At 72.1% G+C, this 11808-nt stretch carries 11 protein-coding genes and 1 tRNA gene; 5 read left to right on the forward strand and 7 right to left on the reverse strand.

From position 1 onward, the window contains the following. Positions 1-5: 5 nt before the first annotated feature. The 3 genes from AB0E91_RS16080 to AB0E91_RS16090 are packed head-to-tail and all read right to left on the reverse strand — an operon-like array spanning position 6 to position 2863. A complete protein-coding gene (locus AB0E91_RS16080) occupies positions 6-1265 on the reverse strand; it encodes a beta-ketoacyl-[acyl-carrier-protein] synthase family protein (protein WP_361781147.1) in 1260 nt (419 codons plus the stop codon). After that, positions 1262-1717 (reverse strand): cupin domain-containing protein, encoded by a 456-nt coding sequence (locus AB0E91_RS16085; RefSeq protein WP_361781150.1) that lies wholly within the window; start codon positions 1715-1717, stop codon positions 1262-1264. Before AB0E91_RS16085 ends, AB0E91_RS16080 begins: the two co-directional genes overlap by 4 nt. 57 nt (positions 1718-1774) lie before the next feature. Beyond that, the gene (locus AB0E91_RS16090) at positions 1775-2863 is read right to left on the reverse strand and encodes a SchA/CurD-like domain-containing protein (RefSeq protein WP_361781153.1); all 1089 of its coding nucleotides are present in this window, start codon (positions 2861-2863) and stop codon (positions 1775-1777) included. A 200-nt stretch (positions 2864-3063) separates the two neighbouring features. Between AB0E91_RS16090 and AB0E91_RS16095 the strand changes: the two genes are divergently transcribed. Beyond that, positions 3064-4704: an FAD-dependent monooxygenase gene (locus tag AB0E91_RS16095; RefSeq protein WP_361781156.1), complete on the forward strand. Its 1641-nt coding sequence runs from the start codon at positions 3064-3066 to the stop codon at positions 4702-4704. A gap of 81 nt (positions 4705-4785) precedes the next feature. On the opposite strand, the gene AB0E91_RS16100 is transcribed toward AB0E91_RS16095, so the two are convergent. Then, positions 4786-5559, reverse strand: coding sequence for a glycosyltransferase family A protein (locus AB0E91_RS16100; RefSeq protein WP_361781159.1), 774 nt, complete (start codon positions 5557-5559; stop codon positions 4786-4788). A gap of 89 nt (positions 5560-5648) precedes the next feature. Between AB0E91_RS16100 and AB0E91_RS16105 the strand changes: the two genes are divergently transcribed. Next, entirely contained in the window at positions 5649-5918 is a 270-nt protein-coding gene (locus AB0E91_RS16105; RefSeq protein WP_361781162.1) for a hypothetical protein, read from the forward strand. Between the two features lie 54 nt (positions 5919-5972). Here AB0E91_RS16105 and AB0E91_RS16110 read toward each other — a convergent pair. Continuing rightward, positions 5973-6046, reverse strand: a tRNA-Thr gene (locus AB0E91_RS16110). 215 nt (positions 6047-6261) lie between these two features. Here AB0E91_RS16110 and ugpC point away from each other — a divergent pair. The 3 genes from ugpC (at position 6262) to AB0E91_RS16125 (ending at position 8948) form a co-directional block, all read left to right on the forward strand. Beyond that, positions 6262-7401, forward strand: a complete 1140-nt coding sequence (gene ugpC / locus AB0E91_RS16115; protein WP_161180916.1) for a sn-glycerol-3-phosphate ABC transporter ATP-binding protein UgpC — start codon at positions 6262-6264, stop codon at positions 7399-7401. Between the two features lie 214 nt (positions 7402-7615). Then, entirely contained in the window at positions 7616-8098 is a 483-nt protein-coding gene (locus AB0E91_RS16120; RefSeq protein WP_361781166.1) for a hypothetical protein, read from the forward strand. A 115-nt stretch (positions 8099-8213) separates the two neighbouring features. Further along, entirely contained in the window at positions 8214-8948 is a 735-nt protein-coding gene (locus AB0E91_RS16125; RefSeq protein WP_161180918.1) for a nucleotidyltransferase family protein, read from the forward strand. 115 nt (positions 8949-9063) lie between these two features. Here AB0E91_RS16125 and AB0E91_RS16130 read toward each other — a convergent pair whose 3' ends face one another. After that, positions 9064-10719, reverse strand: a complete 1656-nt coding sequence (locus AB0E91_RS16130; protein ID WP_361781169.1) for a DoxX family membrane protein — start codon at positions 10717-10719, stop codon at positions 9064-9066. A 129-nt stretch (positions 10720-10848) separates the two neighbouring features. After that, the gene (rlmB, locus tag AB0E91_RS16135; protein WP_361781172.1) at positions 10849-11790 is read right to left on the reverse strand and encodes a 23S rRNA (guanosine(2251)-2'-O)-methyltransferase RlmB; all 942 of its coding nucleotides are present in this window, start codon (positions 11788-11790) and stop codon (positions 10849-10851) included. Positions 11791-11808: the final 18 nt, after the last annotated feature.

Below are 11808 nucleotides of genomic sequence, written 5' to 3' on the forward strand. Positions count from 1 at the left end.
TGTCCTCACTCCCTCGGCCGGGTCAGGATCACCGCGGACTGGAACCCGCCGAACCCGCTGCCCACCGACAGCACGCCGTTGAGCTTCCGCTCCCGGGCCTCGCGCGGTACGTAGTCCAGATCGCACTCGGGGTCGGGCGTCTCGTAGTTCGCGGTCGGCGGGACGGTCTGCCGGGCCAGGGCCAGCACACACGCCACCACTTCGATGGCCCCGATCGCCCCGAGGGAGTGCCCCACCATCGACTTGATGGAGCTCATCGGGGTGTCGTAGGCGTGCTGTCCGAGCGCCCGCTTGACCGCCGCCGTCTCGTGGCGGTCGTTCTGCCGGGTGCCGGAGCCGTGGGCGTTCACGTAGTCGATCGCCGTCGGGTCGAGCCGGGCCTGGTCCAGGGCCGCCTCGATCGCGCGGGCCATCTCCAGGCCCTCGGGGGTCAGACCGGTCATGTGGTACGCGTTGCCGAACGTGGCGTACCCGCTCAGTTCGCAGTACACGTGCGCGCCGCGGGCCCGTGCGTGCTCCAGCTCCTCCAGGACCAGGACCGCGCCGCCCTCGCCCATGACGAACCCGTCACGGTTGTTGTCGAAGGGGCGGGAGGCGTGCGCCGGGTCGTCGTTGTTCGGGGAGGTCGCCTTGATCGCGTCGAAGCACGCCATCGTGATCGGCGAGATCGGCGAGTCGGAGGCTCCGGCGATGCATATGTCCGCCCGCCCCTCCTGCACGGTGTGGAAGGCGTAGCCCACCGCGTCCAGACCCGAGGTGCAGCCCGTCGACACCGTCTGCACCGGGCCCTTGGCCCCGAACCGCTCGGCCACCGAGGAGGCGGCCGTGCTCGGGGAGAACGCCCGGTGCAGCTGCGGTCGGGCCTTCTCGTGGTCCACGTCCCAGCGTTGGCCGCCGTTGCTGACGAGGACGTAGTCGTTCTCCAGGCGGGTGGTGCCGCCGACGGCGGTGCCGAGCGAGACCCCGATCCGCCACGGGTTCTCCCGCGCGAGGTCCAGGCCCGAGTCGTGCACCGCCTCGTCGCCGGCCACCAGGGCGAACTGGATGTACCGGTCCGCCCGTTCGACCTGCTCCGCGTCGAGCCCGTACGCCGCCGGGTCGAAGTCGCACTCGGCGGCTATGCGCGAGCGCAGTCCGGAGGGGTCGAAGAAAGTGATGCCCCGCGTCGCGGTACGGCCGCTCGACAGCAGGTCCCAGAAGGCCGGCGCGCCGATGCCGCCCGGGGCCACGATGCCTATGCCCGTGACCGCCACCCGGCGGCTCATGAGGGCACCTGCTCCCGGCCGGGCCGGGCGCCCGCCTCCGTCACCACCGCGGCGGCGCCGATGACGTCCGTCTCCTCGGTGTCCACGTGCCCCAGCTGCGGGCGCGGGGCCAGCGGACCCAGGTGGAAGACGAGGCGCGCCTCGTCGTCGCCCACGTTGCGGAAGCGGTGCCGCATGTTCATCGGGATCATCAGGCCCTGCTCCGGCAGGAGGGGGTGCGCCTCGCCGTCGAGGTCCACCTCCAGACGGCCGCAGATGACGTACACGAACTCCTCGGAGTACGGGTGGTAGTGCTCGCCGATGCGGTCGCCGGGCTGGATGAGGGCCACGCCCATGAAACCGCTGGTCGAGCCGACCGTCGCCGGGGTCAGCATGGCGCGCAGGTCACCGCCGCGCCGGGTGTTGGGCTCGGCGTCCATCAGGTTCACGATCTTCGGACGGGGTTGGATCACAGCTTCCTCCGTGGAATGTGCCGCGTCGGCTTTTTCGGGGTGGGAGACGGACACCGATCAGGCGCCCTGCGACCGGCGGTCGGTGACGAGGTCCATCCGGGCGGGCTCGCCGGCGAGCAGTGCGCGCACCTCGGCGGCGGCGCCCGCGTCACGCGGCAGGGCGTCGACGTCGTCGCCGCGCACGTCCACCAGACGGACCACCACGTCGTCGCGCTGGAAGACGGTGCTGCGCAGCACCGCGCTCCGCGGGTCGTCGGCGGCGGCCTGGTCGCTCTGCGCGAGCAGCTCGGCCAGTCGCATGCCCTGGTCGGTGCGGGCCGGGTAGCACAGGGCGAGCCGGGCGCTCTCGGCACCGGCGGCCTCCGCCGTCACGTGGTGCACGGCGGGCAGGGCCGCGCGGGTGAAGAACATCCGCGCCGACTCCTGGTCGTCCAGGTCGCGGTCCTGCTCCAGGTAGGGATTGATGGCCTCCTCGACCGCGCGGATCTCCGGCTGCCGGGCCACGTGACGCAGCGCCGCCAGCAGGTCGCCGCGCACCTCGATGGCGCGCACCACGCGGTTGCCCTCCATGAACAGCGAGGTACGCAGCAGCCGGGTGGTGTCGTCGACGCGGGCCTCGGGCGAGGCGTAGTCCGCGAGGATCTTCCTGACCTTGTCCTCCGTGCCCGGCTTCACCGTGAAGGTGAGCGCGTGCCGGATGACACCGTCGCCGATGCGCGGGTGCGCCTGGAGACGGCGGCGGCCGGTGGCCTGGGAGGCGGCCGCCGCGCCGCTCGTCTCGCGGACGACGTGGAAGCGCAGCGAACGGGTGTCACGGACGCAGGAGTGCAGCGGCTCCACCATCCGCACGTGCTCCTCGCTGTTCACCCAGGTGAGGAACGGCGGGGCGCTCTCCCACTCGCTGGTGATCAGCCACTGCGAGGGGTTCTCGATGGACTGGCAGAGCTGGTCGCTGACGTGTCCGGGCACCTGGGCGACCTGCGCGCACAGCAGCTCGTACGCCTCCAGGAACTGCTGCTGCGCGCCGTCGTACACGTCGACCAGCAGGACGACCCGCAGCGGGGAGCCGTCGAACACGGACTGGGAGACACGCTTCGAGACCTCGCGGGTCAGCGTTTCCGATGGACGTTCAGACGTCGTGGTCATCCTGCACACATCTCCTTCGCGGGGGCTTCAGCCGGCGCCGGCCGCGACTGGGCACGGCAGCGTTCCTTGATCCTGTGACGACCCGGGGCGGCCCGCGACTCGTATGAACCACGTGGGTGATTGGGCGGGCGGAGCGGGCGGCACCGGGCATGAGAAGTCACAGGCGCCTCACGCGCGCACCCCCGTCACTGGAGGCTTCGATGCGTCAAAAAGCCGACCACCACGTGCCCGTCCTCATCGTGGGCGGCTCACTGGTGGGCCTGTCCATGTCCGTGTTCCTGGGCCGTCTCGGTGTGCGGCACCTGCTCGTCGAGCGGCACTCCGGAACCTCGACGCACCCGCGCGGGCGTGGCAACAACGTCCGCACCATGGAGCTGTTCCGGGTCGCCGGCATCGAGTCGGACATCAAGGCGGCGGCGGCGCTCCTCGCCGACAACCACGGCATCCTCCAGACGCCCACTCTTGTGGGTGACGCCGGGGAGTGGCTCTTCAAGGAGATCGACCCGGGCGGCGGGCTCGCGAGGTTCAGCCCCACGGCCTGGCGCCTGTGCAGCCAGAACGACCTCGAACCCGTCCTGATGGACAGCGCGCGCGAACTCGGCGGCGACCTGCGGTACTTCCACCGGATGGAGTCCTTCGAGCAGGACGCCGACGGGGTGACGGCGACGATCACCGACCGGGCCACCGAGGAGCGGTACACCGTCCGCGCCGACTACCTCGTCGCCGCCGACGGCCCCCGCAGTCCCGTCCGCGAGGCCCTCGACATCGGGCAGACGGGCCCCGGCGAACTCTTCGCCAACGTCAGCGTCACCTTCCGCTCCGACACGCTGGCCGACGTGGTCGGCGACCGCCGCTTCATCTGCTGCTACCTCACCGGCCCGGACGCCGACGGCGCCCTGCTCCCCGTCGACAACAAGGAGCACTGGGTCTTCCACGCACCCTGGCACCCCGAGCGCGGCGAGACCCTGGACGACTTCACCGAGGAGCGGCTGCGCGACCACATCCGGCGCGCCGTGGGCGTCCCGGAGCTCGACGTGCGGACCACCGGGATGGCCTCCTGGCGTGCCGCCGAACGCGTCGCGGAACGCTATTCCTCCGGCCGGGTCTTCCTCGCCGGCGACTCCGCCCACGAGATGTCCCCCACCGGCGCCTTCGGCTCCAACACCGGTATCCAGGACGCCCACAACCTGGCCTGGAAGCTCTCCGCCGTCCTCTCCGGCTGGGCGTCCCCCGCCCTCCTGGACTCCTACGACGCCGAGCGCCGCCCCGTCGCCCGCGCGACCAGCGCCCGCGCCTCCGCCCGCTCCGTCGAGCACAGCCACCCCGGCTTCGCGCCCGCCCCCGGCGTCGGCGGGGCCAGGCGCGGCGGCATCCTGAACGTCGTCCTCGGCTACCGCTACCCCACCGGCGCGGTCCTCGACACCGACCCCGCCCACCCGGTCGTCGGCGACACCCTCACCCTCGACGGCAGCCCCGGCACCCGGGCCCCCCACCTCTGGCTCAAGCGCGGCGGCCTCCGCCTCTCCACCCTCGACCTCTACGAACGCTCCCTGGTCCTCCTGACCGACGCCCCCGACGACGCGGGCTGGCACGCGGCGGCCCGCCGCGTGGCGGCCGAAGACTCCGTCCCCCTGGAGGCGTACCGCATCGGCCCCGGCCCCGACGCCGACCTCACCTACGACACGGAGGGCGTCGACTGGGCCACCCTCCACGGCACCACAGCCGACGGCGCGGTCCTGATCCGCCCGGACGGCTTCGTGGCCTGGCGAGCGACAGCGGCGGCACCGGACCCGGACGGGGTCCTCCGCGAGGTCCTCGGGACACTGCTGAGCACGCACTGACCCGGCCGGGAACCGGCGAAAGGCCACCCCTCACGGTGTGTGGGGGTGGCCTTCGGCGTACGGGCGGGATTCGCGCGGGTTCTAGATCCGCGAGTTGCGCAGCGACTGCCACACCGCGCCGGCCAGTGACCGCGCCGACCGCGTTACCGACAGCCCCTCGTGCCGGCGGTACAGCTCCCAGTTGTACTGCACGAGCGAGAGCTTGTTGGAGGACAGGGATCCCGCCTGGTGGGCCCGGTACACCGCGAGCGGCTCGGAAAGGCCCCGGGCGTCGGCGCCGTCACGCATGATCGACAGCCACAGGGCGTAGTCCTGGCGCTTCCGCATCTCAGGCATCAGCCTCGTGCCCAGGACATTACGGTCGTACATCGCGGTCAGGGCACCGATGTAGTCCCGCACCAGCATCGCGCGGTAGTCCACATGTCCTCGGGCCTGAACCACCCGCCCGTTCGGGACGAAGTCGGTGCTGTCACCGGCGTAATCGGCGTCCATCTTGAAATAGGAGGTGAACGTCAAGGGCGCGTCGCCCCCGGCGGCGAACTCGACCTGCCGCTCGGTCTTCTCCGGCAGCCACATGTCGTCGCTGTCGAGAAAAGCGACGTAGTCCCCCCGGGCCCGCTCGATCGCGAGGTTGCGCGCCCGTCCGGCACCGCCCTGCTCGGGCGCCGACCGCGGCAGCACGCGCTCGTCCTGGCGGGCGAACTCCATGAGCAGGTCCATGGAGCCGTCGGTGGACCTGTCGTCGGTGATCAGCAGCTCCAGGTCACTGTGGGTCTGCGTGAGAACCGACCGCACCGCCGCCCCGAGCGTGGCCTCCGAGTTGTAGACGGGCATCACGACTGACACCAGGGGCACAGCGCTTCTCCTTGCAGGGACGGTAACGACGTTCCATTCAAGCATCGCGCTCGGCCGGGGCTGTCATGCACCTTGTTAACGTGCGGTCCATGACAGCCGATGAACGTGAAAAGCCTTACACAGAGGGCGAGTTGGAGGATTCCTCGTGGAGCTGGGCGGGCCTGGGCCCGGTCGGCGGTGTCCTCCTGACACTCTCCGGAGCCGGTCTGCTCCTGTGGGGGTTCCTCGGGCGGTCCGGCTCCAGCCCCTCGCTGATCCACCAGGCGGCGAAGATCGTGGCGGTCGGCCTGGTGATCACCGGCACCACTCTGCTGGCGCGACGACGCGACCGTCACGGCGCCCCCGAGCGCCAGACCTGATCCAGAAGACCACAAAGGCCCAGGTCAGATCACATCTGTCCTGGGCCTCGCCAGAGCCCCCTGTCGGATTCGAACCGACGACCTACGCATTACAAGTGCGTTGCTCTGGCCAGCTGAGCTAAGGAGGCGGGACGGGCGCTCGGGGCGCTCGTGCCTGTGAAGTGTACCCACGAGCGGGGGCGGGGCCGGAGGGAATTCCCTGGAAGATCCGGGGGCCCAGGTGCTGACAGGACGCGGGGGCGGCAGGTACGGTCCGAGGCAGTTCACCCAGGTGGACTACGTCAACCACCTTCCTACAACGGATCGTCCGGCACGTTCCTGCCGGTAGAAGGGGGCCTTCAGCATGGCCACTGTCACGTTCGACAAGGCGACCCGGATCTACCCGGGTTCCACCAAGCCCGCCGTCGACGCGCTCGAGATCGCGATCGAGGACGGGGAGTTCCTCGTCCTGGTCGGCCCGTCCGGCTGCGGCAAGTCCACCTCGCTCCGCATGCTCGCGGGCCTGGAGGACGTCAACGGCGGCGCCATCCGCATCGGCGACCGCGACGTCACGCACCTGCCGCCCAAGGACCGGGACATCGCCATGGTGTTCCAGAACTACGCCCTGTACCCGCACATGACGGTGGCCGACAACATGGGCTTCGCGCTCAAGATCGCCGGTGTCAACAAGGCGGAGATCCGGGCCAAGGTCGAGGAGGCCGCCAAGATCCTCGACCTCACCGAGTACCTGGACCGCAAGCCCAAGGCCCTCTCCGGCGGTCAGCGCCAGCGTGTCGCCATGGGCCGCGCGATCGTCCGCGAGCCGCAGGTCTTCCTCATGGACGAGCCGCTGTCCAACCTGGACGCCAAGCTCCGCGTCTCCACCCGTACGCAGATCGCCTCCCTCCAGCGCCGTCTCGGCATCACCACGGTCTACGTCACCCACGACCAGGTCGAGGCCATGACCATGGGCGACCGGGTGGCCGTGCTCAAGGACGGCCTGCTGCAGCAGGTGGACACCCCGCGCAACATGTACGACCGTCCCGCCAACCTCTTCGTCGCCGGCTTCATCGGCTCCCCCGCCATGAACCTGGTCGAGGTCGCGATCGCCGACGGCGGCGTGAAGTTCGGCAACAGCGTGGTGCCGGTCAGCCGCGAGGCCCTCTCGGCCGCCGCCGACAAGGGCGACACCACCGTCACCGTCGGCGTCCGCCCCGAGCACTTCGACGTGGTCGAGCTGGGCGGCGGCGAGGCGGCCAAGTCCCTGTCCAAGGACAGCGCCGACGCCCCGGCCGGTCTCGCCGTCTCGGTGAACGTCGTCGAGGAGCTGGGCGCCGACGGTTACGTCTACGGCGCCGTCGAGGTCGGCGGCGAGGTCAAGGACCTGGTCGTCCGCGTGAACGGCCGCCAGGTGCCCGAGAAGGGCTCCACGCTGCACGTCGTCCCGCGTCCGGGCGAGATCCACGTCTTCTCCAGCTCCACCGGCGAGCGCCTCTCCGACTGACCCGCGGTCGCGGCAGGAGCATCAGCAGAGAGGGGGTCCGAAAGGGCCCCCTCTTCCGCGTACGACCCACCGTCCCGCCCCGGCTGAAAAACCCCGGCACAGCGACCATTCCGGGCCCCGCCGTCAACCCCCTACCCAGAAAGCGGCACCACTTCATCCCCCATAAGGGTGACTGAATGTCGCCAAATCATCACCGGGCGCTACCCTCACTCGCGTGAAGCACTCCACCACCTCTCAGACGCGCCCCGGCCACCGGGGCGGACCCGCCCGCCGGGCCGGCCGTACGCTCGCCCTCGTCCTGCCCGTCGTCCTGGTGCTCTCCGGAACCCTCGCGGTCACCCGGGTCAACTGGACGGGAAGCCCCTCCAGCTCCGTGCTCACCGCGTCGGACGTCTCCGCGGCTGAGGTCTCCGACAAGGCGCCCGCCGCCCGCCCGGCCGCGCACCGGTCCGCCCCCGAGGACGCGCTGCGCGACCGCCTGATGGGCGAACTGCAGCACAAGAACCCGGGCGTCGTCCTCACCCACCTCCAGCAGGCGGTCAACGGCCGCCCCGGGCTCGCCGCGCACTGCTCCGACATCGCCCGCGCCCTCGGCAAGGCCGCCGTACGCATCTACGGCGCCTCGCGCGCCCAGTCGTACGCCCGCCCCGTCTGCGACACGTCCTTCGCCTCCGGCGTCCTGACCGCACGCGGCTGACCCGAGACCGGTCAAGGCCCACCCGAGGTCCATCCACGGTCGGTCCACGGCAGACACACAGCGCCCCGGCGGCCGACCCCCGTCACCCGCCGGGGCGCCACGTACAGTTCGGGGCATGACCCACCCGAGCGCCGCGTCGCGCCCCACGCAAGCCGTCGTCCTGGCCGGTGGCCAGGGCTCGCGGCTGCGCCCCTACACCGACGACCGGCCCAAGCCGATGGTCGAGATCCCCGGCACGGGCACCCCGATCATCGGCCACCAGCTGACCTGGCTGGCCGAAGAGGGCGTCACCGATGTGGTGGTCTCCTGCGGCCATCTCGCCGAGGTCCTGGAGAAGTGGCTGGCCACGGCCGATCTGCCGCTGTCCGTCAGCACCGTCGTCGAGACGGAGCCGCTGGGCCGCGGCGGCGGCCTGAAGTACGCCGCCGCGCACCTCCCGCACCCCGACCGGCCCTGGTACGCCACCAACGGCGACATCTGGACCCGCTTCTCGCTGCGGGACATGGCCGACTTCCACACCGAGCGGGACGCGGTGGCCACCCTCGCGCTGGCCCGGCCGCGCATCCCCTGGGGCGCGGTGAAGACCGACGGCTTCGGACACATCACCGACTTCATCGAGGCGCCCCCGTCCACGTTCGAGATCAACGCGGGCGTCTACGTCTTCTCCCCCGAGTTCCGCGAGCTGCTGCCCGAGCGCGGCGACCACGAGCGGACCACCTTCCCCCGGCTGGCCCGTGAGCGCAGGCTCGCCGGGTTCCCGCTGCCGCAGGGCGCCTACTGGCGGGCCATCGACACCGCCAAGGACCTCACCGAGGCCGCCAAGGAGCTGGACGGCCAGCGCGGCGCCTGAGCCCCCGCACGCCGGTCACCAGGCAGCACGCAGCACACACAGGCATACGACAGGGCCCGTACCGCCGAAACGGTACGGGCCCTGTCGTATGTCCCTGGTACGTCCTGACAGGCGCTCAGTCGCCGAACAGGCCGCCCACGAGCCCCGGTTCACCGGTGGAGGTGCCGCCCGTGGCCGGGTCGGCGCCCGAGGGGGCCGAGTCGGTGCCCCCGGTGGCCGTACCGCCCGTGCTCGTCGGGCCCGCCGACGTACTCGGCGCGCCACCGCCGCCGCTCGTCGAGGGCTCGGTCCGGCTGGGCGGGGCCTGGCCCGTGGTGCCCTGGGTCTGGCTGGGCGCCGCGGTGGCGGCACCGGCGGTGCGTCCGGCGGCCGGTGCCACGGCCGACGGGCTCGCCTCGACCGTGGCGCCGCCCGTGGGGGCACCGGTCGCGGACGGTGTGGCGGAGTGCTTCCGGCTGGGCTCCTGCGGCAGCGCGGAGCCGGGCAGGTTGTTGCGCGGGGCCTCCCCGGGGCCGGGGACGACCACCCGGCTGGAGGCGCGCACCGCGCCGCCGAGCACCGCGCCGATGAGCAGCGTGAGGCCGATGGTGACGGCCGTGATGAGCGCGCCCCGACGCAGCACGTAGCGGCGCAGGTCCCAGATGGCGGCGCGCGGGCCGAGCGTGCGCCAGGCCCCCGCGGCGAGGCGGCCGTCCACGGAGTAGACGGGGGCGCCCGCGATGACCAGCGGGGACCAGGCGGCGAGGTAGATGATGTCCGGCGCGTCGTAGGCCGGGACGGTCTTCCAGCTCACCGTGACGATCAGCGCGGCGGAGAGCAGCGCGCCCACCACGGCCGCGGCCCGCTGCCAGCAGCCGAGGATGGTCAGCACGCCGACGACGACCTGGAGGAAGGCGATCACCAGGCCGGAGCCGACCGGGTGGTGCAGCGCGAACTGGCGCAGCGGCTCGGCCACGTCCCACGGGTGCAGGGTGTTGAGCCACTTGACCATGGAGCCGCGCTCGCCGCCGTCGAAGTAGACGGGGTCGCAGAGCTTGCCCATGCCCGCGTAGGTGGAGATGAAGCCGAGGAAGACGCGCAGCGGGAGCAGGACGACGCCGAGGTTCAGCCGGCGCCCGGGGTAGTAGGCGTGCCGGGCGGCCTCGTCGCCGTGGCGCCGGGAGACGCGCGGTCCCGGGGGTGCGGCGGTGTCGTCGTACGCCTCGAACTCGCCGCTGTCGTACCCCGGTTCGTCGTAGGCGCCGCCTCCGCCGCGCAGCGGGGGCAGCAGCGGGCCGCCGTCGGAGGAGGTGCGCTGGTGGCCGAGGACGGGGGTCTCGACGGTGGCGTCGAGGCGGTCGTAGCCGTCGTCGTAGCCGTCACCGGGGGTGGTGCCGACGCGCGGGATGACCTGAGTGGCCCCGGCCGGTTCGTCGGGGTGGCGGACGCTGCTGCCCCGAACGGCCTGGAGCAGCCGGTGGGCGCCGGTGTCGTCGGGCGCGGACCGGCCGGTCCAGACGACGGGACGGCGGCGCCCCGCTCCGGCCCGGGCCGCCGTACCCACGGACCCGGACGACAGGTGGGAGGTCTGAGCGGTGCTCAACTGCCGGGCGATCCGGGCGGATTGGTTGCGCCTGGCCGCCGCGCCCAGCTGCACGCGGAAGCTGGCGTGGTTGACGATGACCTGCGCCGGATCGCTCGGCACCTTCACCATGCTCAGCGCGGGAACGTCGTCGAAGCCCGACGAGCGGTCCCCCGTGGGTGTGCGGGGTGTTCTGGTGTCCACACTCATCTAACCGAGTGATGTGGAGTTAGGACACTGCCCCGACGCGGCCCGAAGTGTCCGGGCCGCGTCAAGGTCGTCCTGAACTCCGGGTGGACCCCGGAATTACCGCATCAGAGTGAAGTGACGAACGCGCGTTCAGGAGCGGCGGCGGGACGCCTCGTAGAGCACGATGCCGGCCGCGACACCGGCGTTCAGGGACTCCGCGCCACCCGGCATCGGGATGCGCACCCGGACGTCGCAGGTCTCGCCGACCAGCCGGGACAGGCCCTTGCCCTCGCTGCCGACCACGACGACGACCGGACCGCCCAGCGCCTCGACGTCGCCCAGCTCGGCCTCGCCGTCGGCGGCCAGGCCGACGACCGTGATGCCCTCCTTCTTGTACTGCTCCAGGACGCGCGTCAGGTTGGTGGCGCGGGCCACCGACGTACGGGCGGCCGCACCGGCGGAGGTCTTCCAGGCACCGGCGGTCATCCCGGCCGAGCGGCGCTCGGGCACGACCACGCCGTGACCGCCGAAGGCGGAGACGGAGCGGACGACGGCGCCGAGGTTGCGCGGGTCGGTGACCCCGTCCAGGGCGACGATCAGCGGGTCCTCGTTGTTGTCGTACGCGGCCGCGGTGAGGTCCTCGGGGTGCGCGTACTCGTACGGCGGGACCTGGAGGACGAGGCCCTGGTGGTTCAGGCCGTTCGTCATGCGATCCAGCTCGGGACGCGGGGCCTCCATCAGGTTGATGTTGCCGCGCTCGGTGGCGAGCTGGATGGCCTCGCGGACCCGCTCGTCGTTGTCGATGAACTGCTGGATGTAGAGCGTGTTGGCGGGCACACCCTCGCGCAGCGCCTCGTACACCGGGTTGCGGCCGACCACCAGCTCCGAGGAGGACTTGCCGCCACCTCGGCGCGGCTGCGGGCGGGCGCCCTGGGCGCGGCGGGCCTTGGCGGCGGCGGCGCGCTGCTTGACGTGGCCCTTGCGCATCTCGGCGGGGGGCGTGGGGCCCTTGCCCTCGAGGCCGCGGCGCCGGTTGCCGCCGCTGCCGACCTGCGCACCCTTCTTGCCGGACATGCGGCGGTTGTTCGCCATGAGTTACCCGTCTCCGTG

Source organism: Streptomyces sp. NPDC026659 (genome assembly GCF_040638245.1).
GTDB lineage: Bacteria > Actinomycetota > Actinomycetes > Streptomycetales > Streptomycetaceae > Streptomyces.

What these genes read in the sequence shown, in the direction of transcription:
- AB0E91_RS16080 (WP_361781147.1), bottom strand. Translation starts at nt 1,265, where the DNA reads ATGAGCCGCCGGGTGGCGGTCACGGGCATAGGCATCGTGGCCCCGGGC.
- AB0E91_RS16090 (WP_361781153.1), bottom strand. Translation starts at nt 2,863, where the DNA reads ATGACCACGACGTCTGAACGTCCATCGGAAACGCTGACCCGCGAGGTC.
- AB0E91_RS16095 (WP_361781156.1), top strand. Translation starts at nt 3,064, where the DNA reads ATGCGTCAAAAAGCCGACCACCACGTGCCCGTCCTCATCGTGGGCGGC.
- AB0E91_RS16105 (WP_361781162.1), top strand. Translation starts at nt 5,649, where the DNA reads ATGACAGCCGATGAACGTGAAAAGCCTTACACAGAGGGCGAGTTGGAG.
- ugpC (WP_161180916.1), top strand. Translation starts at nt 6,262, where the DNA reads ATGGCCACTGTCACGTTCGACAAGGCGACCCGGATCTACCCGGGTTCC.
- AB0E91_RS16125 (WP_161180918.1), top strand. Translation starts at nt 8,214, where the DNA reads ATGACCCACCCGAGCGCCGCGTCGCGCCCCACGCAAGCCGTCGTCCTG.
- AB0E91_RS16130 (WP_361781169.1), bottom strand. Translation starts at nt 10,719, where the DNA reads ATGAGTGTGGACACCAGAACACCCCGCACACCCACGGGGGACCGCTCG.
- rlmB (WP_361781172.1), bottom strand. Translation starts at nt 11,790, where the DNA reads ATGGCGAACAACCGCCGCATGTCCGGCAAGAAGGGTGCGCAGGTCGGC.